The 26423-nt window shown below is 34.4% G+C and carries 21 protein-coding genes; 4 read left to right on the forward strand and 17 right to left on the reverse strand.

The window, feature by feature from the left end:
* Positions 1-45: 45 nt before the first annotated feature.
* Complete coding sequence (locus ES674_RS02515) at positions 46-957, forward strand: ABC transporter ATP-binding protein (protein ID WP_148402411.1); 912 nt, start codon at positions 46-48, stop codon at positions 955-957.
* On the opposite strand, the gene ES674_RS02520 is transcribed toward ES674_RS02515, so the two are convergent.
* From ES674_RS02520 to ES674_RS02535, 4 genes are all read right to left on the reverse strand, one after another.
* The gene (locus tag ES674_RS02520) at positions 950-1408 is read right to left on the reverse strand and encodes a 3-oxoacyl-ACP synthase (RefSeq protein ID WP_170233950.1); all 459 of its coding nucleotides are present in this window, start codon (positions 1406-1408) and stop codon (positions 950-952) included. The genes ES674_RS02515 and ES674_RS02520 overlap by 8 nt on opposite strands.
* Complete coding sequence (mtgA, locus tag ES674_RS02525) at positions 1398-2099, reverse strand: monofunctional biosynthetic peptidoglycan transglycosylase (protein ID WP_148402412.1); 702 nt, start codon at positions 2097-2099, stop codon at positions 1398-1400. The genes ES674_RS02520 and mtgA overlap by 11 nt, the downstream gene beginning before the upstream one ends.
* Before the next feature lies 1 nt (position 2100).
* Positions 2101-3216, reverse strand: coding sequence for an NAD(P)/FAD-dependent oxidoreductase (locus ES674_RS02530; protein ID WP_148402413.1), 1116 nt, complete (start codon positions 3214-3216; stop codon positions 2101-2103).
* A 76-nt stretch (positions 3217-3292) separates the two neighbouring features.
* Positions 3293-6358, reverse strand: coding sequence for a reprolysin-like metallopeptidase (locus ES674_RS02535; protein WP_148402414.1), 3066 nt, complete (start codon positions 6356-6358; stop codon positions 3293-3295).
* A 95-nt stretch (positions 6359-6453) separates the two neighbouring features.
* On the opposite strand from ES674_RS02535, the gene ES674_RS02540 reads away from it, so the two are divergent.
* Positions 6454-6987, forward strand: coding sequence for a hypothetical protein (locus tag ES674_RS02540; RefSeq protein ID WP_148402415.1), 534 nt, complete (start codon positions 6454-6456; stop codon positions 6985-6987).
* Positions 6988-7020: 33 nt separating this feature from the next.
* Here the strand turns inward: ES674_RS02540 and accC are convergent, their stop codons facing one another.
* The 6 genes from accC to pdxA all read right to left on the reverse strand — a co-directional run bounded on the left by accC (position 7021) and on the right by pdxA (position 12075).
* Positions 7021-8373: an acetyl-CoA carboxylase biotin carboxylase subunit gene (accC, locus tag ES674_RS02545; protein ID WP_148402416.1), complete on the reverse strand. Its 1353-nt coding sequence runs from the start codon at positions 8371-8373 to the stop codon at positions 7021-7023.
* A 142-nt stretch (positions 8374-8515) separates the two neighbouring features.
* The gene (gene accB, locus ES674_RS02550) at positions 8516-8995 is read right to left on the reverse strand and encodes an acetyl-CoA carboxylase biotin carboxyl carrier protein (RefSeq protein ID WP_148402417.1); all 480 of its coding nucleotides are present in this window, start codon (positions 8993-8995) and stop codon (positions 8516-8518) included.
* A 36-nt stretch (positions 8996-9031) separates the two neighbouring features.
* Positions 9032-10027 carry a beta-ketoacyl-ACP synthase III gene (locus ES674_RS02555; RefSeq protein ID WP_148402418.1) on the reverse strand — a complete coding sequence of 332 codons (996 nt, stop codon included), beginning with the start codon at positions 10025-10027 and terminating at the stop codon, positions 9032-9034.
* A gap of 176 nt (positions 10028-10203) precedes the next feature.
* Positions 10204-10407, reverse strand: a complete 204-nt coding sequence (rpmF, locus tag ES674_RS02560) for a 50S ribosomal protein L32 (protein ID WP_148402419.1) — start codon at positions 10405-10407, stop codon at positions 10204-10206.
* An 8-nt stretch (positions 10408-10415) separates the two neighbouring features.
* Entirely contained in the window at positions 10416-10955 is a 540-nt protein-coding gene (locus tag ES674_RS02565) for a YceD family protein (protein ID WP_148402420.1), read from the reverse strand.
* Between the two features lie 73 nt (positions 10956-11028).
* Complete coding sequence (gene pdxA, locus ES674_RS02570; RefSeq protein ID WP_148402421.1) at positions 11029-12075, reverse strand: 4-hydroxythreonine-4-phosphate dehydrogenase PdxA; 1047 nt, start codon at positions 12073-12075, stop codon at positions 11029-11031.
* A gap of 61 nt (positions 12076-12136) precedes the next feature.
* Between pdxA and ES674_RS02575 the strand changes: the two genes are divergently transcribed.
* Positions 12137-12727, forward strand: coding sequence for a riboflavin synthase (locus ES674_RS02575; protein WP_148402422.1), 591 nt, complete (start codon positions 12137-12139; stop codon positions 12725-12727).
* Positions 12728-12732: 5 nt separating this feature from the next.
* Here the strand turns inward: ES674_RS02575 and ES674_RS02580 are convergent, their stop codons facing one another.
* The 3 genes from ES674_RS02580 to ES674_RS02590 all read right to left on the reverse strand — a co-directional run bounded on the left by ES674_RS02580 (position 12733) and on the right by ES674_RS02590 (position 20769).
* Positions 12733-12921, reverse strand: a complete 189-nt coding sequence (locus ES674_RS02580) for a hypothetical protein (RefSeq protein ID WP_246125956.1) — start codon at positions 12919-12921, stop codon at positions 12733-12735.
* Positions 12922-13295: 374 nt separating this feature from the next.
* The gene (gene tamL, locus ES674_RS02585) at positions 13296-15575 is read right to left on the reverse strand and encodes a translocation and assembly module lipoprotein TamL (RefSeq protein WP_148402424.1); all 2280 of its coding nucleotides are present in this window, start codon (positions 15573-15575) and stop codon (positions 13296-13298) included.
* A gap of 70 nt (positions 15576-15645) precedes the next feature.
* A complete protein-coding gene (locus ES674_RS02590) occupies positions 15646-20769 on the reverse strand; it encodes a translocation/assembly module TamB domain-containing protein (protein WP_246125957.1) in 5124 nt (1707 codons plus the stop codon).
* Positions 20770-20961: 192 nt separating this feature from the next.
* Here ES674_RS02590 and ES674_RS15370 point away from each other — a divergent pair, with 192 nt between their 5' ends.
* The gene (locus ES674_RS15370) at positions 20962-21111 is read left to right on the forward strand and encodes a hypothetical protein (protein ID WP_170233951.1); all 150 of its coding nucleotides are present in this window, start codon (positions 20962-20964) and stop codon (positions 21109-21111) included.
* Positions 21112-21283: 172 nt separating this feature from the next.
* Here ES674_RS15370 and ES674_RS02595 read toward each other — a convergent pair whose 3' ends face one another.
* The 4 genes from ES674_RS02595 to ES674_RS02610 all read right to left on the reverse strand — a co-directional run bounded on the left by ES674_RS02595 (position 21284) and on the right by ES674_RS02610 (position 26423).
* Positions 21284-23212, reverse strand: a complete 1929-nt coding sequence (locus ES674_RS02595; RefSeq protein ID WP_148402425.1) for a M1 family metallopeptidase — start codon at positions 23210-23212, stop codon at positions 21284-21286.
* Between the two features lie 128 nt (positions 23213-23340).
* Entirely contained in the window at positions 23341-23676 is a 336-nt protein-coding gene (locus ES674_RS02600) for a DUF6150 family protein (protein ID WP_148402426.1), read from the reverse strand.
* A 63-nt stretch (positions 23677-23739) separates the two neighbouring features.
* Positions 23740-24459, reverse strand: a complete 720-nt coding sequence (locus ES674_RS02605) for a DsbA family oxidoreductase (RefSeq protein ID WP_148402427.1) — start codon at positions 24457-24459, stop codon at positions 23740-23742.
* A gap of 167 nt (positions 24460-24626) precedes the next feature.
* On the reverse strand, positions 24627-26423 hold the full coding sequence (locus ES674_RS02610) for a ribonucleoside-diphosphate reductase subunit alpha (protein WP_148402428.1): 1797 nt from the start codon (positions 26421-26423) through the stop codon (positions 24627-24629).

The raw sequence follows: 26423 nt of genomic DNA on the forward strand, positions 1-26423 counted from the left end.
TTCTATTCAGCTAGAGGCGAATTTTTTTTGCCGTATTTTTGCCAAATGCTACACGTAAAAAATCTTGTTTTCGCTTATCAAAAATCACCTATTTTACGGGACATAAACTTCACTATTAAAGCTGGAGAAAACACGGCTATTATTGGCGAAAGTGGTTCTGGAAAAAGCACGCTTTTAAAACTTATTTATGGTGAATACAATTTAAATGAAGGCCAAATATTTTGGAATGACACTGAAGTTTTAGGCCCAAAGCATAATTTAGTAGTTGGCTATGAGTTTATGAAATATGTAGCACAAGAATTTGAGCTCATGCCATTTATAACGGTTGAAGAAAACATAGGAAAACATCTTTCTAATTTTTTTCCCGAAGAAAAAAAGATACGTACCGCCGAACTGTTGGAAGTTGTAGAACTTACTAGTTTAGCTAAAACCAAAGTGAAATTATTAAGTGGCGGCCAAAAACAACGGGTTGCATTAGCACGAGCTTTAGCAGAAACTCCCGAAATATTATTACTAGACGAACCCTTTAGTCATATTGATAACCACCAAAAACAGGCATTAAGGCGTCGCGTTTTTAATTATCTCAAAGAAAAAAACATTGCGTGTATAGTAGCAACGCATGATAAAGAAGATGTTCTCGGTTTTGCAGATCAAATAGTCGTTTTAAACAACCAAACTATTGCTGCTCAAGGTCAGCCAAAACAACTTTATAAAAACCCAAAAAGCGCTTTGGTGGCTGCGTTTTTTAGTGAATTTAATTTTTTAGAAGGCACGTTCGTTTACGCACATCAGCTTAAAGTTGTTCAAAATTCGGCATTAAGAGTTACCGTAAAAAAAAGCTATTTTAAAGGGTCTTATTGTTTGATAGAATCGCAATTCAATGAACAGACTATTATGTTTGAGCATTCATCCGAATTATTTCAAAATGATGAAGTTTGTTTAGAAATCTCTAAATAATAGTTAGGATTTCAAAGCATTGCTGATTAAAATTTATCGTGTCATTTACGGTTTTGCCCAACAATAAAATACCAATAGGTGTTTTTGGTGAAATAGCGTAAAAGGATTGCTTGTTAACGGTAAATTCACCAGCACTAACAGCTATAAAATAATTAGCTTTCGTTGTGTAAACAACACTTCCCAAACAAATAGTTTCAGATGTTTTAAGCACATTTACTTTATTAATAATTTTTAGTTGTTTTTGTATTTCTGCTAGTTGTGCACCTGCTTTTTCGCGTTCCAGTTGCAGCATAGCACGGCCAGTTTCGTGTTTGTCACCTGCGCTACTTTTCGTTTCACTGGTTAAAGATTCCTGAATTTCTGAAATTTGTTTCTGAATAGCTTCTAGCCTGACATTTAAAGACGTTGCGCATAATTCATGCAACTGCCTCTTAATTATATTATTTTCCATTGGCTTTTGGGCTATAATTTAATGGTCCAAAATAGCCCATTTGTCTTACAATCCATTGCTTTCTGCCGGCAATAAAATTAGAAGCTGGTTGCGCTTTATAACGCATTGGACTTGGTAAAATAGCTGCAATAGAAGCCGCTTCCATAGCGGTTAATTTAGCAGCGGATTTTCCATACCAATATTTGGCAGCGGCTTCCGCGCCATAAATACCGTTGCCCATTTCTATACTGTTTAAATAGACTTCCATAATCCGTTCTTTACTCCAAGTTAGTTCAATTAAAAACGTGAAATAGGCTTCTAAACCTTTACGCAACCAACTGCGAGTTGGCCATAAAAACACATTTTTTGCCGTTTGTTGGCTAATAGTACTAGCTCCTTTTATGCGTTTGCCTTTTTTGTTGTTTTCTAATGCTTTTTCAATGGCTTCCATATCAAAACCTTTGTGTTTTAAAAAGTTTTGATCCTCGCTGCAAATTACAGCCAACTGTAAATTAGGAGAAATGTTTTCAATAGAAACCCAGTCATGTTCCCAAGTTACACTGAATCCTTTTTGATGCTGTTCTATATTCCTAATAACCATTAATGGTGTAATAGGAACTGGAACCCATTTAAAGAGTAACACCAATGCTACGGATAAAATGATAAGGCCTAAAAAGACTTTAAATATAAATTTGAGTATTTTTTTCAGCATATTAATCTAGTAATTGTGCAAGTTCTTTTCCTATAATACTGCCAATAGCAACGCCCATTCCGCCTAAACGTACGCCACAATATACATGGTTGGAAAGTTGTTTAACTATGGCTTCCTTTTTAGTTCCAACGCCCATAATGCCGGACCATCGGTAATCAATTTCAAAAGGTGTATTTGGTAAAATGGTGGTTTTTAAAAGCTGTTCTAAATGATTTTGAATCAACGCTGTTTCGGTCATTTCAGTAGTTTCTTCGGCTTTAAAATCTAAATTTCTTCCACCGCCTAACAGAATTCGATTATTAATATTTCGAAAGTAATAATAGCCTTTATCCAAATGAAAAGTACCTTTAATCTGCAAATTTTCAATGGGTTTTGTAATTAACACTTGAGCTCTTGCAGGTTTTACAGCTTCATTTATTAATTGCGATGCAAAACCATTGGTTGCAATGAGTAGTTTATCGGTTTTAAATTCAAAAGCATTTGTTTTTAACTCAACGGCATCATTCAGTTCTGTAAAAGCTTGAACAGTTACTTTGTTGAGTATTTTAATGCCAGCTGACTGCACTTTAAGTAATAAAGCTTCCATCATCATCCCTGTGTCAATTTGGCCTTCAAACGGGTTGTAAATAAGCTGGTTTTGAATTCTTTGAAATCCAAAATTATTCGACTTCACAGTAAATACGGCTTCTTTTAGTATTGGAAATAGCAATTCATTAATCGTTTCTCTTTGAGATAAACAGGTTTCAAATAAATCTTGACTATTAGTATCAAATAACTCATAACCGCCTAATTGTTGATAATCTATAACTTGATCCGATAAATTTTGTCTTAATAAATGTAATCCGTCAATTCGTTTTTGAATGAGTTCTAAAACATCCGTTTCTGAATGGGATTGTAAATCATCTAAAATTTCACTTAAACTACCAAAACACGCAAATCCTGCATTTTTGGTACTTGCGCCTTGTGGTAACATTCCACGCTCTAAAATTAAAATTTTTGCTTCAGGGAATTGCCGCTTTAATTGTAAGGCACAATTTAAACCAACAATACCACTGCCAACAATGGTGTAATTTATATTACTTAACCAGGATTTAATTTCCCAATACGATAAATTCATAATTAAAAATATAACCGAATATAATAAAAAAAGCCCCTTTATAAAGGGGCTTTTAATAAATTAATCTGTGTAAAAATTATTTAATAATAATCTTTTTAGTTCCTGATTTAGAACCAGCTTGAACTTTTAATAAGTAAACGCCAGTTGAAACTGAACTTAAATCTAACTCTTGCTTGAAAGATGCGTTGTTTACAAAGTTATTTTGGTAAACAGAACGTCCGCTAATATCAAATACAGTAACAGAAACATCATCAAAAGTATTTAAAAGAATGGTGATATTACCATTAGATGGGTTTGGATAAACGCTGAACACATCAAAACCAAATTCATCAACACTTAAACCATCTGTAACTTGAATATTTACTAATAAGTTTGGAAGTGATCCGCCGTTATTATCGTCTACATCAACTCTAAATCCGTCTGTAGCATCAACTGCCGAAGTGGTTGTATATGTAACATTTCCGCTGTTAATATCAGCTTGTGTAAATGTGCTATTTAAACCTAAAGCAGCGCCATTTAAAAACAATGTTCCAACAGTTGGTAATTCCTTAACTGTAAATTGAATTTCAGAAGCATTGGTTGTATTAGGACTTGTTACTACTAAATTGGTATCTGCAATAATTGCTGAAGATTCCACATTAACTTGAACAGTAGTTTGTGTTGATCTGCTTGGCGCTAAAAAGGCTTGAGTTCCTGCATAACAAATTTCTAAATCTGCCGAGTTAAATATCATAGTTGATGGACCAATGTTTGCTACTTGTAAACCCCAAGAGCCATTCATTTGATCGCCATAAATAGCATTTAAAGGTAATGGCGTTTGTGTAGCTACTGGTTCTGCAATTCCAGTAACTGGATCTGTTCCACAAACAACAGCGTTTGTTGATTCAAAATCCCAAGTTACTTGCATATTAGCTCCTGTAGAACAAGGTCCAGCAGGATATAAATAAGCACGTGTGTTTTCTGGACTTACTATAGCCATATGTAATTGATTTAATGCAGAAGATGTAATATCATATTTCACATTTACATCTGTAATGATTCCTGAATCAGGAACGTTTACGCCTACGGTTTGGAAAGAAGCAGAGTTTGAAGCAAGCTGAAGACCTAAATCAAAACTATAGGTTGTACAAACTTCACCAGCATCTAAATTATAACCAATGGCAATACGCGCCATATTAATATTAAAGAAAATATTATTATAACCTTTAACCATAACAATACAATTCTCAGCTAAAATGTTTGGAACAATAATATCATAAGATCCCGAGTTTGGAACTTGCGTAGCCAATACAGTTTCAAAAGATACACCACCGTTTGTTGATAAAAGAATATCTACGTTTGGTGTGTTAACAGTTCCCATATCCGTTCCTGCAACATTCCAAGTAATCGTTTCAGTATTTCCTTGTGACCAAGTTGTAGCTGTATTTTGAGATGTTACTGCAAATGGGCCAGCAGAATTTACTACTGTAGCACTCATATTGTCAGTAGCTGTTTGTCCACCACGCATATCGTTGTCTCTAACAGTAAGTTGAAAGTTTATATTTCTATTAACAGAAGCTAATTTCTCCCAAGTTGTAGAGCCACCAGTTTGAATTAAACCAGCAATATTAGGTATATAACGAATTGGATTATTAGTACCTTCAACAGAACGTACTAATGGACCAGAAGCAGTAGTTTCTGTCGGTGTTCCTGTAGGTCCAAGATCATATTGTTCCCAAGTATAGGTATGAGTAGTTGTACCATCAGCATCTGTAGAACTTCCTACTAACATATATGGTGTTGAAATTGGAATATTATAATTTGTACCAGCATCAGCAGTTGGAGCAGCATTTCCAGTAGCAGACAAACTTGCACATGTGCTATTTCCAGATGTAATGTTAGCCCAAATCATTTGTAAACTTTTTTGGTGGAAATACGCATCACCATTAGATTGTACATCTTGAGGTGAACAAATACCAGCGTATGCCATAATAGTTGATCCACTACCTGGCTCATAAGCATTACTTGCAGTTCTATTTCCGCCAGCACAGTTTCCAGTACTACCATTAAAAGTGTGCGGTGCACCAAATTGGTGACCCATTTCATGAGCTACATAATCAATATCATATGCATCACCTACAGGAGCTGAAGAACCAGTGATTCCTCTAGCCTTTCCAGATGTACAAGGAGAATTTAAAGAAGCTAATCCGCCTCCACCTGTACTAAAAGTATGGCCAATATCATAATTTGATAATCCAATATTACTATCGATTACCGATTGACTTTGATTAATTAAAACATTCGCATTCGTGTTATTAAAGGTATCAGAATCAATAAAGATGATTGAATTATTATTAGCAACAAATGTCATTGTAATTGATAGATCACGCTCGTAGATTCCATTAACACGCGTCATAGTTGTAATCATCGCATCCATTACTGCTGTTTTTTTATCAGCTTGTGAAGCAGCAGCCGTTAAGCCAGCAGCCATCCAATGAAATGAAGAATATTCTATAGTAGTTGCAATAGCTAATCTGAAATTACGCAAATTACCATCATTAGCATTTCTTGCAGCATCTAAATCAAAATCAGTTGAATCATCTAGATTTATATCATTTTCAAAACCACAGATGAAATCGTTTTCTAAAGCAGGTAAATCTCTTTTAGCATAAACAATATAGTTATTACCGTTTTTTGTGAAAGGATCTATAAATTGAGCGCCTTCATCACCTGACAATGTCATTGTGTGTAATCCTTTTGGCGTAACACTAAAACGAATGGTTTTAGATGGGTTTTCCAAACTGGTACCAACATAAGATCTTAATTGTGGGTAACTTGCTTGTAAATCTGGATGCATAATAGATGCTTCCATCACTCTAAATGCTTCTAAATTTCCATTTGCATTAGGAAAATTAATGATAACATTAGATTTAGTAGCTTGACTTCTATTTGGAGCTGTAGCAAGAATAGCTTTTAAACCCTCAAGGTCCAATTCAAAGTGTTTCCCTTTGGTAGGCTCGGATTTTCTAAACTGTAATTCTTCAACTGAAAAGTCTAATTGAGATGATTTTGTCCATAATTTATTGTTTTGTGCAAATCCTTGCAACGAAAAAAATAAAATGGTCATGAACATCAAACTCATTCTTGAGTAATATTTTTTCATGGTATCAATGTTTTTTTTTAATAAGCCTCCAAATTACCATGTTATTTGCGAAATTGCAAGGATTCAATAGTCATTTTAAAAACTTATATTGTAATATGAAATATTTTCAGCTTTTTATTTTCTCATTGTTCTTGTTTTCGTGTGCAACGAAACCAAATATCATAACAGATAAGACGGTAATTTGGAGGCTTATTAAAAACAATCATTGTCCTGATGATGGAGTTTGTTCTTTAGAAATCACACCCAACCAGAATCTAACACTTGAAAAAGACGGTATTGGTGTTTTATATCCTCATATAACTGAAGGTGATAAGACGCTACTTGTTTTTGAATATAAGCGAAATGACATTCCAGATACGGTAGATGGTATTTATCGGGAACTTATTTATTTAGAATTGAATACAGATAATATAGAAGTAAATTTTGAAGAGACAGACTTACAGCAAGTAAAAGCCTTATTTGCGCGGCTGTGTTTTTGTAGAGGTCAAACAGGTTATTATCCCATAAAACAAGGAACGCTTTCAATAAAAAAGCTAGATAAAAATGAATATAGCTTGAAGATGAATTTTAAAATTGATGAAGTCCCTCAAATTGTAAATAGTATAGATACCGTTTTTACTTTAAACTAAAAAAAGCCCCGAAACAATTTCGGGGCTTTTTTTTTAATTATCAGTGGGCTTTTCTATAACAAAATCTTCCATAAATTTAGTGGTATAATTACCAGCTAAATATTCTGGATGATCCATTAACTGTCTATGAAAAGGAATGGTTGTTTTAATACCTTCAATAACAAATTCGTCTAAAGCACGTTTCATTTTATTAATTGCTTCTTCCCGTGTTTGCGCTGTAGTAATTAATTTCGCAATCATAGAATCATAATAAGGCGGAATAACATAACCAGCATATACGTGCGTGTCTAAACGAACGCCATGTCCTCCTGGCGCATGAAGCGTTGTGATTCTTCCCGGTGACGGTCTGAAATCATTAAACGGGTCTTCTGCATTAATACGACATTCTATAGAATGTAATTTTGGGGTATAATTTTTACCAGAAATTGGAACGCCATATGCTACTAAAATCTGTTCGCGAATTAAATCGAAATCTATTACTTGTTCGGTAATTGGGTGTTCTACTTGAATACGCGTATTCATTTCCATGAAATAGAAATTACGGTTTTTATCAACTAAAAACTCCACCGTTCCAGCACCTTCATACTTGATATATTCTGCAGCTTTCACAGCGGCATCACCCATTTTTTTACGCAAAGCCGCAGTCATAAATGGCGATGGTACTTCTTCTGTTAATTTTTGGTGACGACGTTGAATAGAACAATCGCGTTCCGATAAATGACAGGCTTTTCCTGTAGAATCGCCTACAATTTGAATTTCAATATGTCTAGGCTCTTCAATGAGTTTTTCCATGTACATATCATTATTCCCAAAAGCAGCTTTCGATTCTTGTCTAGCAGAATCCCATGCGTCTTTTAGATTTTCTTTTTTCCAAACAGCACGCATACCTTTTCCCCCACCTCCGGCAGACGCTTTGAGCATAACTGGATAACCAACTTCACTAGCTAGTTTTTCACAATGTGCATAATCGTCAATGATACCTTCACTTCCTGGAACACAAGGAACGCCAGCTTCCAACATAGTTGCTTTTGCATTGGCCTTATCACCCATTCGGTTTATCATTTCCGCAGAAGCACCGATGAATTTGATATCGTGTTCTTCACAAATTTTGGAGAATTTCGCATTTTCCGAAAGGAATCCATAACCAGGATGAATAGCATCCGCATTGGTTATTTCAGCCGCAGCAATAATATTCGACATTTTTAAATACGATTCACTACTTGGTGGCGGTCCTATACAAACCGCTTCATCTGCAAATTTAACGTGAAGACTTTCGGCGTCTGCTGTTGAATAAACAGCTACCGTTTTTATGCCCATTTCCTTACAGGTTCTAATAACACGTAAGGCTATTTCCCCTCTATTAGCAACTAATATTTTTTTAAACATACCTTTTTGTATTTAAAATTTCACCCATACATATTACAACCTGACACGTATTCACGCGTATTTTGGCGTCCACCAAATACCCGATGTAAAACAAGTATTTTTTCAGGATGAGAATTGACCCCGAGTTAACGGGATTAAACAGTTATGATGGATCTACTAAAAATAAAGGTTGATCAAATTCAACTGGTGAAGAATCATCAACAAGTACTTTCACTACTTTACCAGAAACTTCAGATTCAATTTCATTGAATAATTTCATAGCTTCAATAATACAAAGTACATCACCTTCTTTAATATTCTGACCTACCTCAACAAAAACGGGTTTGTCTGGTGATGGTTTTCTATAAAGTGTTCCAATAATTGGCGACTTGATAGTAATATATTTAGAATCTTCAGAAGCGGCTTCTGCGGCTGGTGCAGCTGCTGTTGGCGCTTGTTGTTGCATTGGCATTTGACCCATTGGTGCATTTACAGGAATTTGTTGCACATAAGTTGTGGTTTCAGATCTTTCTTCTCCACCTGTTTTAATAGTAATTTTAACATCGTCAGTTTCTAGTTTTACTTCACTAGCACCAGACTTCGCTACAAATTTTATTAAATTTTGAATATCTTTTAAATCCATAATTATTCAGATTTTTAGTTTATTTTTTTTAGTTAGTTAAGAGTTATATGCCCATTTTAAATAAATGGAGCCCCAAGTAAATCCACCGCCAAAGGCCGCAAAAATAACGTTATCGCCTTTTTTCAATTGGGATTCGTAATCGTTTAATAATAACGGTAAAGTAGCCGAAGTGGTATTACCATATTTTTCAATATTTATCATGACTTTGCTTTCCTCTAAATCAATTCTACTAGCAGTAGCCGAAATAATGCGCTTATTTGCTTGATGTGCTGCCAACCAAGTTACATCATTATTTGTTAAGTTATTACGTTCTAATATTTTAACAACTACATCTGCCATGTTAAAAACAGCATTTTTAAATACCGTTTTTCCATCTTGATATATATAATGTTTTCCTTCTTGAACGGCTTCTGGTGTAGATGGGTAAGATGAACCACCATGAGTAGCTCGTAGAAACTCGCGTCCAGAACCATCACTTCTTAAATACTCATCTTGCAAACCGAGATTTTCAGTATTGGGTTCAAACAATACGGCTCCAGCACCGTCACCAAAGATGATACAAGTGGCACGATCATTATAATCAATCATTGAGGAGTTTTTATCAGCTCCTATTAAAAGTACTTTTTTGTAACGTCCAGCTTCAATATAACTAGCGGCTGTAGACATGCCGAATAGAAAACTAGAGCAAGCGGCTTCTAAATCATAAGAAAAAGCATTTACAGCGCCTATTTCAGTGGCCGTATATGCGGCAGTTGAAGCTGCTTTCATATCGGGTGTTGCAGTTGCAACAATGACTAAATCTATTTCTTTGGGATCAAGACCTGTTTTTTGAATTAAGTCTTTGGCAGCGTTTATGGCTAAAAAGGAAGTGCCTTTGCCTTCCTCCTTTAAAATCCTACGTTCCTTGATGCCAGTTCTGGTTGTAATCCATTCATCATTTGTATCAACCAACGATTCAAGAATTTTGTTGGTTAACACATAATCTGGCACATACGCACCTACAGCGGTAATTGCTGCCGAGATTTTACTCATACCGTTTAAATTATTTCGCTAAAACCATAAAAACGAGGCGTTTTGATGAAAATTCATCAAAACGCAGCATTTTCCGGTTTAATTTAGTGCAAATTAAGTCGTTTTTGGCTTCTATAAAAATTTATCATAAAAAAAACGCTCAGTGATGAGCGTTTTCTTGTATGCACGCATAGTAGTTATGCTGCGTTCTCTTCTGCTATCGAGTTGTCAATTAAAACTTGACCTCTGTAGTATAGTTTTCCTTCAAACCAGTGAGCTCTGTGGTATAAGTGTGCTTCACCTGTAGTTGGGCAAGTAGCAATTTGTGGAGCTACTGCTTTATAATGGGTTCTTCTTTTATCTCTTCTTGTTTTCGAGATTTTTCTCTTAGGATGTGCCATTTTTATTATTATTTATCCGTTAATAGTTTTTTTAATGTATTCCAACGTGGATCGGTTTCCTCGTTATCTTCTTTTTCTTGTTTCTCTTTAGGGCTTAATTCTTCTAATTTATCAAGTATTTCAGAATCTAATGTGCCATCTTCAACGCCAGGATGAACTAGTTTTGAAGGAAGTGACAATATTACAGTTTCATATATATATTGCTGTACATTCACTTCATATTCGCCATGTGGTACAATTAATAAATCAATTTCTTCATCATTATACTCGTCACCAAATTTTACCACCAAATCAAATTCATTATCAATGACTTGATTATAAGGTTCGTTGGTTACATCGCAATTCACATTTACTGTTCCTGAAATTTCAAAATGCAATTCTAATAAAGTTGTTTTCTTGTTTAATTCCAATTTAACAGCAATATCAGCATCATTAAAATCTTGATACTCAAAAAAATCAAAGAACGTCTTATCTATTTTATACTCAAATTGATGTTTCCCTAATTTTAACCCTACAAATGGTATTGTAAACGTTTTCAATTCCCTCATAATCACATCTATTTTGAGCCTGCAAATATATAAAATAATATTTAGCTTCTAACACTTATAAACATTTTTTTGTTTATATCTTTTTCTGTGGCGTAACTAATGGGTTTTTAGCCAATTCAGCATTTTCCATTCTGTTATGATATAATTTCAGCGCTAAAAAAACAGCTTCTTTAAATGAATTTATATTGGCTTCTCCTTTTCCTGCTATCTCAAAAGCAGTACCGTGATCTGGCGATGTTCTAATTTTTGATAGTCCAGCCGTGTAATTTACACCGTTCCCGAATGATAGGGTTTTAAATGGAATTAAACCCTGGTCGTGATAGGATGCAATAATTGCATCAAAGTTTTTATAGTTACCCGAACCAAAAAAACTATCCGCAGCGTAAGGACCGTAAACTAATTTACCTTTTTCATTAAGGGCTTTTAGTGTTGGACGCATAATTTCATCGTCCTCATTCCCAATAACACCATTATCACCTGTATGTGGATTGATGCCTAAAACAGCAATTTTTGGACGTCTAATATTGAAATCCTTTTGCAAGCTTTTATAAACGGTATTAACCTTGCTTTCTATTAATTCCGGCGTTATATGACTCGCAATATCTTTTACAGGCACATGGTCCGTTAGCAAACCAACACGCAATTCATTACAAATCATAAACATTAAACTATCGCCACCTAATTCCTGGGCAAGATAATCGGTATGTCCAGGGAATTTAAAATCTTCCGATTGAATAGTATGCTTATTTATGGGTGCCGTAACTAAAACATCAATAGCATCTTCTTTTAAAGCTTTAGTAGCCGCAAATAGCGATTTTATAGCAAACTCACCAATAACAGGATCTTCTTGACCAAAATTAATATTAACACGATCATTCCAAACATTAAAAACATTGATTTTTCCAGTAATAATTTGATCCAAACTATTAATACCATTAAAATTGATATCTAACTCAAAATGCGTTTTTAAAAACGTAATCGTTTTTACGGAAGCAAAAATAACAGGCGTAAAAAACTCTAGTATTCTAACATCTTCCAACGTCTTTAATACAATTTCACCACCAATACCATTTAAATCTCCTATGGAAATTCCTACGATAACATTTTCTGCTTTCCTCATTACTTATACTAACTTTTGTTTGTAATTTTGTTTTGCAAATTTAACTAAATAATCTGTACTTATGTTCACTGGCATCATAGAAGATATTGGCCGCATTCAACAAATAGAAAAAGAAGCGCAAAACCTGCACATTACGGTTAGCTCCGCGATTACTTCTGAATTAAAAATAGATCAAAGTGTTGCTCACAATGGTATTTGTTTAACGGTTGTGAAAATTAATGATCAAAATTATACGGTAACCGCTATTGATGAAACGATAAAGAAAACCAACATCTCCAATTTAAAGGTAGGTGATTCTGTTAATTTAGAGCGTGCCATGAAATTAGATGCGCGATTAGATGGCCATATGGTGCAAGGCCATGTAGATCAAATAGCCACATGCATCCAAGTTGAAGAAGCTGCGGGAAGTTGGGTTTTTACTTTTGAATATGATGCATCACTAAACAATATTACTATTGAAAAAGGATCTATAACAATTAATGGCGTGAGCTTAACGGTTGTTAATTCAGGAAAAAATAGATTTAGCGTTGCCATTATTCCTTATACCTATGAGCATACAAACTTTAACACATTCCTAGTAGGAACCATAGTAAATTTAGAGTTTGACTTGATAGGAAAGTATGTAAAGAAACTCTTTGAACTGAACAAATAAGCTTACTATTTGGCTTTAAAAAGACGGTAAGCACCATAAAATAATCCCGTAATTAATCCCGTAAACACGCCGCCATCAATTGGTAAACCAGGTGGCGGTGGTGGCATAGGCGGTGGTGGCACTCCTGCTTGCGCAAAACAAACAAAACTTATTAGCATTAATAAGATTGAAGCTACTATTTTAATTTTTGGCATTTTCATTCAGCTGTAAATGTATAAAAAAAAGTGGCTTTACAAAATAAATTCATTTTTTTAAGGTCGTCTAACGGTAAAAAACATCGACAAAACTATTGTCGTCCTAAATATTTCGTAACATACCCTACAAAAATCAAAGATATATTAATTTAAATACAACTTATAATTTTATCGATAAGCGTCTCTAAAAGTTGTTATCTTGAATTATAGTAGAATGTTCCATTTTAATTCAACGAATGAATATACCAATAAATTTTAAAATAGAACGATTTTTTTTAGAATTGCAATCTAATTGTTTTAATACACGGCCTTCTATTTAAATAAAATTTTATTTAGCGGTGTTCAAATATGAGATTGTTATTTACAATTAGGTTTTAAAAAGGGTATCCAATAGCAAAGTTTAAAATAGGTGAACCTACATCAAAATTAAAGCGCTCTCCTTTTGGCAAAGACGGATCATGGAATGGTGCCGCTAAATCAAAACGTATTACAAAACTTTGAATATCAACACGCAAACCTATACCGGCTCCCATACCTAATTCGCTTATAAAGTTTTTGCTAAATTTATCTTTTCCATTGTAAATGGGGTTTTCTTTAGAGTTCCAAATATTACCTGCGTCAGCAAAAACAGCACCTTTTAGAAAAGAAATGATTGGAAATCGGTATTCCAAATTCGCCTCTAATCTGATATTTCCCGTTTTATCGAAATATACCTCACCTTCTACAATATCTGCATCTGGATCATAGGTTCCCGGTCCTAATGATCGAATATTAAAAGCTCGAACACTATATGGTCCGCCAGAATAATATTGTTTTACAAAAGGAATTACATCAGAATTTCCATAAGCCAAACCATAACCTCCAAAAACACGCGCTGCAATAAGTTGTTCTTTACCTAAATTTAAATGGTAATGAAAATCTACATCGGCTTTGGCATATTGCGCATATTCAAAACCTAAAAATGTTTTTGTTTTATCGGGTCCTTGATCTTTTCCAAAAAGTCCAACGGTATTTCCAGCAACATCAAACTTGAATTTAAAATATATTTGATGTTTCTTTTGCCCATCAATCATTTCATTATAAGTAAAACCGTAAGTTAAACCAGCAATAAATTGCTGTTCAAAACTGCGTCTTAAAAAAGGATCTTTATCTAAAATCTCTTCAAACTCAGGTGTTTTTCTTAAAAGTTCTGTGTAATTTATGGATATAGGATTAATTTCATGAGTTACATACCTATTAGAATCCCAAAAATAACCAAACAAAGCAGTTCCCGAAAGCAGTGTATACAAATCACTACGCTTTAAATAGTCAACACTTAAAGAGGTCTTTGTTTTAGGAATGGAATACCTAAAAAAGTCGTCGTTAATTTTAACTGGAAAAAGCATTCTAGGAAAAATTAGTTCGTTTTGTATTCCTAGTTCCAAGCTACTATTCCCCGCATTATTTTTACCACCTATTTGTTTTTCATACCCTACTTTTGGTGTGATATTAAAGGTTTCGCCACCGCCAAATAAATTTCTATTACTTAAGGTTAGGGTAAATGCAGGACCCGCAAAACTATTGGATTTAGTTACTACTTGAAGCTCGGCTCGAAGTGCTCGTTTATTTAAAGGCGATAAATAAATATTGGCTTCTAGAAGTCCTAAATTATCATCGGCCACAGTATCTAACTCCTTGTACTGAATGTTTACATATTTATAAGCGCCAATAGTAGATAGACGGCGAGCTGTATTTCGAGAATTTTCTGGATTAAAATAATCTCCTGCCTTCAAAACAACAAAAGGATCTAAATATTTAGGTTTAAAAAACTCCACTTCTTGAATATAATTTTTCTCATTGTAACGTGTTGGTTCCACCTCAACAGAATCTGCAATTTTATAGTCAGGATAAATATTTACTTTTGAAATTTTATAAGGAATTAAACTCTTTTTAGGCACTTCGTTTTTTAATTTCAGAAACAAATCAAAGTTTTTATTACTATATTGATTCGTGTCTGCTTCAAAAATTAAAAAGTTATCATTAAAATTATAATACCCGTTTTTCTTTAAATTTTTATCAATTCGAAGCCGCTCTAGTTTCATACTGCTCAAGTCAAAACGCATGCCTTTTTCTAAAGGAGATTCTTTAACGAGCTTTTCAATACTTCCATAAATGCTAGATGGCATAGAATCCAACTGATAGCTTACCATTCTGTATGGTTTTGGAACCGTTACCGTATATTCCACGGAGGCTTTCTTTTCTTTTTCTTCAAAAGTGGATGCTGCTCTGCTGTAGAAAAATCCGCGATTTTCTAATCGGTTTACTAGTAAATCTTCTACGTCATAAGTTTCAACATCCGACTGATAAACCGGCTCTTCCCCTAATTGTTTATAAAGCCAGCGATTAATAAATCCTGGTTTTTCCTTTTGATTTTTGTAATAATAATACAGGCCAAGATGGATTCCTAAAAATTTTGAATTCGGTTCAGGGCGTAAAACAGTTTCCAATTCTGATTTTAAATCCGATTCATTAACAATAATACTATCCGATTCTATTTTTAAAGTTGCGCCTGTGTAAAGACGTTCATCCTCGGGAATATGTTTGGTAATACTGCAGGAGTAAAAACCACCTATGAGGAAAATAATCAGAAGTTTATATGCTAATTGACGTTTCAAATTATACTATTTTTTTTCAGATTGATGTAAAAATCAAGCATCCTATTTTTAAAAATTGCTTAATTTTAAGTTACTTATTTTTATCCTTTTTTTCTCTTATACTTTTATTTGTAGCCGCTTCTTTTTCCTTGCGTTTTTGTTCTACTGCATTCTTTTCTGCTTTTTTACGTTCCTTCGCTTCCTTCTCTTCTTTGGTTTCAGCTTTAAATAAGGCGTCCCAAAGTTCATTATATTTATTAAATTCCTGTGTAAAAATAACAGCAATTCCGCTCACAACGGTTTGACCGTCTATCACGTTTTCAAACTCATTTCTACTAAAACCTTTTAAACGATAGCGGCCGCTTTCAGTAAGCAAATATTCAATACTGACATTTCCAATTATAGGTGTTTCTTCGCCTGTAGAACTACTACCTTCAATATCTACTTCACTGCCAACGCGTACTATTAAACGATCATCAAACAATTTTTTCTGTGCGGCAATATCTAATTGTGTACGTTGCTGTGGCGATGTGCCTTGATAGTCTGTAAAAGAATTAAGTCCGAAATCGAGCTCAAAACCAGAACTTCCTAATAATTTATCCGAGAACATATTTAACTGATCCGATACCGCATCATTTAAGTTATCTCTTGCAATAGAGGCAACACCACCCGAACTTCCGTCACTGCCTGGATCTGGGTAAAAACGATTCAATACTAATAGTGAAAATACCTGTCTATTTAATTCGTCTTCTTGACTATTTAATTGTTGAATTCTGCCGTAAACTTGACCACCAATGGCACCTTGTTTATCTTCGGGCATATCTAAATTAAAGTTAATTTCAGGTTCCATTAAATGTCCATCAATATTAAGATATACATAAAATGGTAATACCTGACGGAATTTTCCTTTCACAGCTGGATCACTGCCCGAATAAACAGGAGCCATTAGAGAAGATGCGGATGACTCCACTTGATAAATTGCCTTGACATCTAACTTGGCATCCAGCGGATCACCAGACCACGTGACGCGGCTACCAGGAACTAAATTAAATTTTCGGTTTACTATTTTGTAAAGATTCAATTCATAATGACCAGAGGTTACTTCATAAACACCCGAAAGCGTTAAATTACCATTTGGGTTCATTCTCATATTAAAATCGCCAGCACCAGAGACCTTGAAATTATCCCCTGTTTCTTCATTAATAATAATGGTTACAGCAGCTTCTTTTCCTATTTTAAGAAGCGCAGAAATATCGAATCCCGTTACCGTAGCCGTTTTTTCTTCCGTACGCGTTAAAATAGCATCGGGATTTTCACGATTTACAAAAATGACAACACCCTCACGTTCTTCAACGTTTACAGTAGATGAGGGTAATACATAGGTTATGTCCGTATCTGAACTAACCGTCATATCCATATTTATTTTAGGAACTTGTACATCGCCTGTTATTTTGGCTGTACCTGAAAAACTTGCTTTTCCGTAAAGAAAATCGTTATCCTCTTTTGTGGCGTTTAAAACTTGAAAATCATCTGCATTTATCTGCAAATCGAAGGTTGGATTAATAAAGGTTTTAGTCCCTATTTTTCCTGACATTTCAAAAGTATTCTGGTTTTCATCACGAACGGTGAAGCTTTCCATAGTTAATCCTGAATTATCAATACTTAAGGATTCATTGCGCAAATTAAAGGCCGAATTAAACATGGCAATCTTAAAATCGGCATCATTAAACTTCAAATTCCCCTTATATTTAGGTTCTTTTGTCGTGCCGTTTACTGTAAATTTTCCTGAAAAACTTCCTGAAGTTTCGGTAATTTCACCTCCAGAAAACCCTGTTAGAGCATTCATGTTAAACCTATTAATATCTAAAGTCAAATCTAAATTAGCGCCAGTTTGGCTTGCCACATAATCGCCTTCCAAATCCAAATCAATTTCGCCTTCTTTTAAGTGCGCGTTAAAATCATAGCTGTTACCTCCTAAAGATTTCGCATTAATCTCCATAACGCCTAAATCCACATCTAAAACGTGGAAATCTTTAACATCCAAATCGGCGAGAATACCTGTATTATTAAAAGGATCTTCTAAAATAAAATCGCCATTTAAATTTCCAGAAGCCAAAGTAGCTTCAGGATTTAAAAAGCTTAAAAATTCTTTTAATTTGAAATTTTTAAAATTTACTGCCAGATGATCTTTACTTTCATTAGCAAGTTTATCGGTCCATTCAACCGCTTGATTGCCTTTGGTAAAGCGGAAATCATTAAAAGCTATTTTAGCTGGATAAATAAGCATTTCATTGGTCTCTGGTGTAATCCACGTTTCTCTATTAACAATTAAACCTTCTGGCTCCACGTGCAAACGAAGTTCCTCACTAGTTCCTGTGATTTTAGTGAAAATTTGAGCTAAAATTTCTTTCTTATGGTAAGCTGAAAAGTTTAATGATAATTCATTATTAATTTGATTGCCAGAAATGACGGTTTTATGAATGTTTAAAGGACCTGCAACAATTTCATTAAAGCCCAAGTTGAAATTAAACTTATCTAAATCGGTATCCATATTAAAAGACAAACTATCTAAAACCAAATCACTATAATTAATATGAGGTGCGGTAATATTAGCTTTTAGTTTGCGTTCCAATTCATTATAATCTACAGCCAAATTTATGGTGTCTAAATCCTTAACATTAACCAGAAAAACCTCATTTAAAATTGGCGATTGACTAATTTTTCCACGTAATTTCAAATTCACTGGAACCGTAATGCTATCTGGTAATTTATTGTCTCGGTAGAAATAGCTTGAAACATGACGATTTATGGAAGTAATCCACGTTTTTGGGTCGGCGTTAGATTGTAATTGCAAATCCAACATTTTATTTTTAATAGAAACAGATGTCGTATCCGTCCGAACGTGCGCTAAAGCATTCAATTTTCCTAGTAAATAGCTTTTATTGTCGTAAACAAAAACCCCATCTTCCACTATAGCTGCAACGTCAAAATCTGAACCATTACCTTTAAAATCCGTATAGATATTCATGGCGGTTTTTACATTCCGATCCATAATGCCCAAGGCTTGCAAATCCGCGCCTATTATATTAATTTCGGCTGTGGCTTCTGGAGCTATAGAATCTAAAACTACGGTGGCGTACAAATTGGCATTTAGATTTCTATCTTTATAATTAGAGGTTAAAGCGCCGGTACCATTTTTTATATTACCAAGTAATTTTAGGTCTTTTATAGCGTAGTTATTGTATTGCATACTTGTAACGGTTGCTTCTAAAGTCGCATCTAAATTATTGAGGTTATCACCTTTACCTTGTGCCGTTAATTTGAAATTTAAAGCTCCTAATTGCTCATTATTTAAAAGTTCATTTAGCTTATAATCTTCAATAGCCAAGTCCGCATTAAACTCTAATGTTTTGCCGTTTTTAAAATTTCCTTTTACGGTAGCCAAACCTTGAGACGTTGTTAAGGTAGCATTGGCTATAATATCGTTAAGATTTCCTTTGGCTTTCCCCACTAATTTTACGTCTTCTGGTAAGCTCACGCCTAATTCTTCTTCATCTACAAACTGAATAATATCACCTCGTTTGGTTATAGCTGCAAATGCGGGAATATTAAAGGCTAAATTATCTGGATTGGTCACATTTTGAATTCTACCATTTGCAGAAATTTTGGTATTATTCCAATTAATACGCATTTTTGATAGATTAATATCAGACAAATAACCGTTTGCTTTTAAATTTCCAGTTATAAGCTTTTTACTTAACGCCTTTAAATATTCATTCTTTTTTAAATCGGGTTGAATTAAAAATAAATCTTTAAGTGACACCTTAAACGTTGGCATATTTAAAGCCACTTTGGTTTGGTCTGGCTCTTGCATTAATTTCGCTAATGAGGGATAATCCAATTGAAAATTCCCTTCTAATGCATTATTATTTAAAGCCGTTTTTAAGTTGGAAAGTTTTAGTTGTTTATCCGATGCGTTGAGATTGAAATTAAGATTTTTTAAATTAACCCCTGAAATTTCATGAAAAGAAGCTTCATCCAATTGTAGCTCGGCTATTTTATCCTTCAATACAATAGCTTCTGCTTTCAAATTGATATTCGTTAATACAATAGCATTCGAATTAAAGACGCCCTTTTTACCTTTTTCATTATTCACCGAATAGCTGAAATTGTTATTTTCCAAATCAATTTCACCAATAACCAGTTGCAAACTTGGCCATTCAAAAGCTTTTATATCTTGTTCAATATCTTCGGAAACTTCCTTAACTTTCTCAACAACGGCATTATTTTCCGTTTCGGTTTTAAGTGTAATTGTGGAATTTTTTAGGCTAAACTCATCCACTTCAAACAATTCATTTGCTATATCCAGATTGGGTATTTCAGCGTATAATTCCTGGATATCCAGTACGGCGGAAATTCTATTAGGTTCACTTTTATAATCGGCAAAAACGTTGGTAAGTTTAAACTCATCTACCGTTAAATGTGGTAATGTATTATTTTCGGAATCTGGTGTTTCAGGAACGGGTATTTGTAAGAATGTAACTCGGCTGTTTGCTAATTCTAAATAATCCGCTTTAAAAGTTAAGGTTTCTAAATCGGTTTCATCCATGTCTGCACGGAGTTTACCAATTTTATAACGACTATTTATTCCAGTAACCGCATCGTTATAAACGACATCAAAATCTTTAAATTTAAGACTTCCTAAAATTAATTTAAAAGGGGCGGCTGTGGAATCTTTTTCCACTTGTATTGCATCTTTTGAGGCAAATGCATCAATAATAAATTGAAAATTGAAACCTTCAATACTATCTTTTCTGGTCACATTTGCGCGAACACCTTCCCAATATAAACCGTCTACACCCAAGCCATTTCCACGAATCAGAGCCAAAATAGGAACGTTAGCCTCTAATTTTTTGGAATAAATAAGCGTATCGCCTTTTTTATCTTCTAGATATAATCCGTTTAATTGAATATTGCCATTAAAGGTTATAAAGAGTTTTTCAACGGCTACTTTCGTCTTCGTTTTCTCAGACAGGAAGCTAACAGCTTTGGTTACAATAATATCTTGACCCCAAGGACTGCGAATAAAAAGAATCAGCAAAAATAAAAACAAGAGAATGCCAAGAATAATCCTACCAACTATTCTTAAAAATCTAAACCGTTTCTTTTTCTTTTTAGTAGGTTGCTGTATGTCTTTGTTTTCGGATGTTTCCAAGCAAAATTTTTGAGTTACAAATTTATTATATTAATTTATGGGAATGTACTTTAAAACGATTATTAATAGCTTCAAAACTGAAATGTTATAATAAATTTAACGAAAGTTCTGCGATAATGACTATATTATAAAGTCTAGATTTGAATTCCTATGTTTGTAGCATAAATTCACCAGATATTAAACTAAAACATTATGCCAAAACCCAAGGGTCAAAAAAATACTAAAAATAAAGCGGAACATACCAAGCTTCTAAACAGAAAAACAAATAAGAAAAAAGCAGATGAAGCCCAGCGGAAGGAGCGATTAAAGGCTATTATTAAAAAATCTAAAGGTGAAGAATGAATTCGAAATTGAAGTTCAAGTTCAAGTTCAAGTTGAAATAAATATTCTCTCCAAGCTTACTTTAATAACTTCATTTTAAAAAACTCACAACTTATTTCTAATATAAAATGCCTCTAAAAACGTATGTTTTCAGAGGCATTTCTTTTAATATGAACTTTACTTAAAATAACACTTACTTTTTATCCCAAGTATCATTCAAGGTATTAATATCTGCCAACATCTTATTTGGATCTAAAACCACACGCTTCACGCTTTTCTTCGTCTTTAAAAGGTGCGTCCAGCTATTTCCACGCTGCCAAATTTCCACTGGAAGTGATACGTTTTCAGTAGAATTATCTGAATAGGTTACTTGAAGTTCAACAGGCATTGGAATTTGTCCGTTATTTTCAACTGTTATAAGATAATTACCTTCATGAGGTTTCACATCAGAAACGCTCATATCTATGTTGCCATTTCCATAAAACCAACCTTTCCAGAAATAAGATAAATTTTCTCCCGCCACATTTTCCATATGATTAAAAAAGTCATTTGGCTGTGGATGTTTATATGCCCAATTACGGATATAACTATTGAATGCATTATCAAAACGTTCGGTACCCAATATATACTCACGTAGCATAAAAAGTCCAGCTGCAGGCTTATAATATGCCGTATACGCTAAATTTCTAGCGTGCGCTACTTCTGGAGATGTATCAATACCTTCACGGTTTTCAAACGTAAGATATTTCACTATTCCACGAGGTTTATCTGTGTCTGTAGGATATTCACCTTTATTAAAAGCGGCCGTACTGTAATGGTTTATAAAAGTATTAAAGCCTTCGTCCATCCAAGGATAGCGACGTTCATTAGAGCCAACAATCATTGGAAACCAGTTGTGACCGAATTCATGATCTGTTACGCCCCATAAACCAGCTTCCTTACTTTTATAACTACAAAAACTAACGCCTGGATATTCCATACCGCCCACATTTGCAGCCACATTTATAGCATTATGATATGGGTAAGGAAAGTATGTTTTAGAGTAATATTCTATGGAACCTTTGGTATATTCCGTTGATCGTGACCAAGCTTTGGAGCCATCACTTTCAATAGGATATACGGATTGCGCCAATCCTGTTTTGCCATCACCAAGATCCATACGAGCTGCATCCCAAATAAATGCTTTTGAAGAAGCCCAAGCCACATCACGCGTGTTTTCCATTTTGAAATGCCAAGTTAAGGTACCTTTATTTTTTAAGTTTGAAATAGGCTTTCCAACCTCATCTGGTTTGATAATATATACCGTTTTATCACTTTTTTCAGCTTGTGAAAAACGTTCTAATTGGGTTTTAGTAAGAACCTCTGTTGGGTTTTGCAAAATACCGGAACACACAACCGTTTGATCAGACGCAGCGGTGATTTTCACATCAAAATCGCCATATTCACAATAGAATTCACCAGCACCTAAATAAGGCTCCGTATTCCAACCTACAACATCATCAAAAACAGCTACGCGAGGATACCATTGTGCCATAGCGTAAATAGTTCCCATTTTAGTGTCTAACCTTCCCATACGATCCATTCCTTCAACAGGTACTTTGAATTTAAAATTCATGCTAATAGTAACTTCACCACCTTTAGCAGCTAATGGTTTATCTAGAAAAAGTTGCATTCTCGTATCCGAGATTAAATGTTTGGAAGATGTTCCCGTTTTTGTTTTTGCCGAAATGTTAGTTAATTCTAAACCACCTTCGACATCACCACTATAACGACTTCCTAAAACGGATGTGGTTAATGTACCACGCGAGTTTTCGGTAAAACGGTTTTGCTCTAAATAAAGCCAGATAAAATCTAAAGTTTCTGGACTGTTATTTGTGTACTGGATTGTAACCTTCCCGGAAACCATATGGTTTTTATCGTCTAAAGAAACTTCCAAATTATAGTCGGCAGAATTTTGCCAATATTCAGGACCCGGTTTTCCAGAGGCCGAGCGGTAAACGTTGCCCTCACGGTAGGTAAATTCATTAAATAATTGCTGATTGCCATAATTTGCTTCTTGGGCAACGAGTGAAAAAGAAAAAGCGAACAGCAATATAGACATGCTGCGTCTAAAATACGTCATAGTTTCGTGTTTTAAATTAATGATGGAATGCGAAGATACTCAATTGTAATGAGGTCTAAAACTGTTATATCTAAATCTAAACTATAATATGAATAGAGAAATTTTAGAAGACTATTTAAAGTGACAAATTAATACAGTAAATGCTGTTTGGCTTTTGAGCCCCACCCAGCTTGATTTTCATAGTCTACGAAGAAAATTTTTAAATCGGCCTGATTGGCGTAATCCACATAATAGATTTTCTTTTTAGCTTGATTAGCATAGTCTGTAAAAAACCATTTCCCGTCATTTTTTCCAGCTTGGTTGCTATATTTTACTTTATAAACCTTTAAATCTGCTTGGTTTTCATAGTCTACTACAAACACCTTAACATCGGCTTGATTTGCATATTCAACAGAAAATATCTTTTGTGCCGAGCAGGTAAATCCGAAACATACAACAGCAAATGTAAGTAGTAGAGATTTCATAAAGTTAGATTCATAACGATGGATTAAAATACAAAAAAAACATCAAAGATTGTTCCGCTATTATTATTTACAAACGCCGTCTGTGTCGCAGCTTTGTCCTTGGGTAACTTCCAATTTTGTAACTGGATTAAGTTTTCGCCATTCTGAAAATGCTTTATTTAAAGTTTCTAAAAAAGCTTCGGCCGGTTGCGCTCCCGAAACGGCAAATTTTCTATCCAAAACAAAAAATGGCACACCGCCAACACCAACTTGTTGGGCTTCCTGAATATCTTGTTTCACAAAATAAGCATATTGGTCGTCTATAAAAGCGGTTTGTATTTCAGATTCCTCTAAACCAATTTCTTTACCCAATTGCGTTAATGTTTCCAAATCGGCTATGTTTTTTCCTTCTGTAAAAAAGGCTAGAAATAAGCGTTCTTCAGCGGCATCTCCTAAATCTTTTGATTTAGCAAACTGAATAAGTTTGTGCGCATGCAGGGAATTCACCATGATGGCTTTATCTAAATTATATTCCAAACCCACTTTTTTGGCAGATTGGGTAACGTTATCCAACATTCCGGCAACTTGCTCCGCACTCATACCCTTGTGTTTGATAAGATAATCTTGATAGCTTTCGTTTGCTACTTCAGGAATGGAAGGGTCTAGTTGGAAACTTTTCCATTCTACTTCAACATGATTTTTGTCTGTAAATTGTTTCAATGCTGATTCAAAATTCCGCTTTCCGATGTAGCAAAATGGACACATAACATCGCTCCAAATTTCTATTTTCATCTTATTTTCCATAATCTATAAATTTTCTGAATTAACGTATTTTAAAATATGTATAACTATTCTGTAATTAGTCATCAATTAGTAAATAGCTTACAAATTATAAACAATCGCATATTAAACAAAAAACCCATCTCGAAAGACAGGTTTTTAGAATCCAATTAAAAGTTGCTTGTTAGCAATTATGCTTCACAACTTGTACAATCTTTTTTCTGCTTAAATTTCTGCGCAGCATTCATACTATGCTGATAGTAAAGCGATTTTAAACCTAATTTCCATGCGGTAACATGAATTTTATTAATCTCTTTAACGGGCATATCTGGATGTACAATAATATTTACAGATTGACCTTGATCTATATGATTCTGGCGATTTGCTGCTTGATAAATAATATCCATCTGGTCAATTTCAGAATAGGTTTTAAAGACGTCTTTCTCTAAATCTGTTAAGAAATCAAGATGTTGTACAGACCCATCAAAATCACGAATACTATGCCATACATCTTGTGTATTTTGACCTTTTTCTTCTAATAAATCTTCTAAATAGGCATTTTTAATGGTCGTTTTAATTTTGGCAATATCTTTCACATAAATATTGGACCAAATTGGCTCAATTCCTTGAGATACTTGACCTAAAATAAAAGCGGACGACGTTGTTGGCGCAATGGCATTTAAGGTGGCATTACGTCTGCCGTAGCCTTTCAACACTTTTGGTTCGCCAAATATTTGCGCTAATTCAGCTGAAGCCGCATATGATTTCTCCTTAATAAGTTTAAAAATATCACTATTTAAACTATAGGCCTCTTGACTGTTAAATGGCAACATTTTAGATTGAAGCAAAGAATGCCATCCTAAAACGCCTAAACCTAAAGCTCTATTTTCTTTGGCGAAATTATAAGCGCGTTCCATAAATAGGAAGGTTTGACGGTCTTCTCTATTTTCAGAATCTCTATAAGCTTCTAATTTTTCAATAAATTCAGTAATAACCGCATCCAAGAAATAGACCATGGTTTCAACTGCATCGGTATCTTTCCATTTGTCATAATGCAATACGTTTACTGATGATAAAACGCAAACAAAAGACCAATCATCATTAGACGGCAACATAATTTCCGTACACAAATTACTAGCATAAATAGTGTGTTTTTCATTTTTGTACACATCAGCAGCGGCATTGTTGGCATTGTCTTTAAAGAAGATATATGGATAACCCATTTCACCTCTTCTTTGTAATACTTTAGCCCAAACAGTACGCTTTTGCTCATCGCCGGCAACCATACTTTCCATCCACTCATTGGTAACAGTAACACCATGCGTTAACTCCTGAATGGGGTTTCCTTCTGTACCAATTTCCAAGAACTCCATAATATCAGCGTGCTCAACAGGTAAATACGGTGAAAAACGACCACGTCTTACCGAACCTTGACTAACCACATCCACCATAGATTCAAAAAGTTGCATAATATGAACTGCTCCTGAAGCTTGACCGTTATTTTTTACTTCTGCACCACGCGGACGAATTTTTCCAAAATATCCAGATGTTCCACCACCTAGTTTAGACATCATCCCTACTTCTGACTGCGTATATAAAATATTACCCATGTCATCCGATACATGCGATCCAAAACAACTAATTGGCAACCCTCTTTTTTGCCCAAAGTTTGACCAAACTGGTGATGCTAATGAATAAAAGCCTTCAGACATATAACCATAAAACTTGTCTGAATAGCCGGGTATTTGAAGAATTTCTTCTGCACGATCTGCAATTTCGCGAATTCGTTGTTCAGCGGTCATTCCGTTAGAAATGTAACCAAGAGATAAAAAGTTTCGGCTGTGATCTGTTAACCATTCAAAACCCTTACTTGACTCTTGTTGATTATTTTTTAAAGCTTCTTTTCTAGATTTTACAAGTAGGTCGTTGTCGTTTGAGGTTTTAACTTCTGTGTTTTCTGTGTTTAGCGTAAGTTTTTCGTTGTTCAT

This window comes from Bizionia myxarmorum (genome assembly GCF_008086205.1).
Classification (GTDB): Bacteria; Bacteroidota; Bacteroidia; order Flavobacteriales; family Flavobacteriaceae; genus Algorimicrobium; species Algorimicrobium myxarmorum.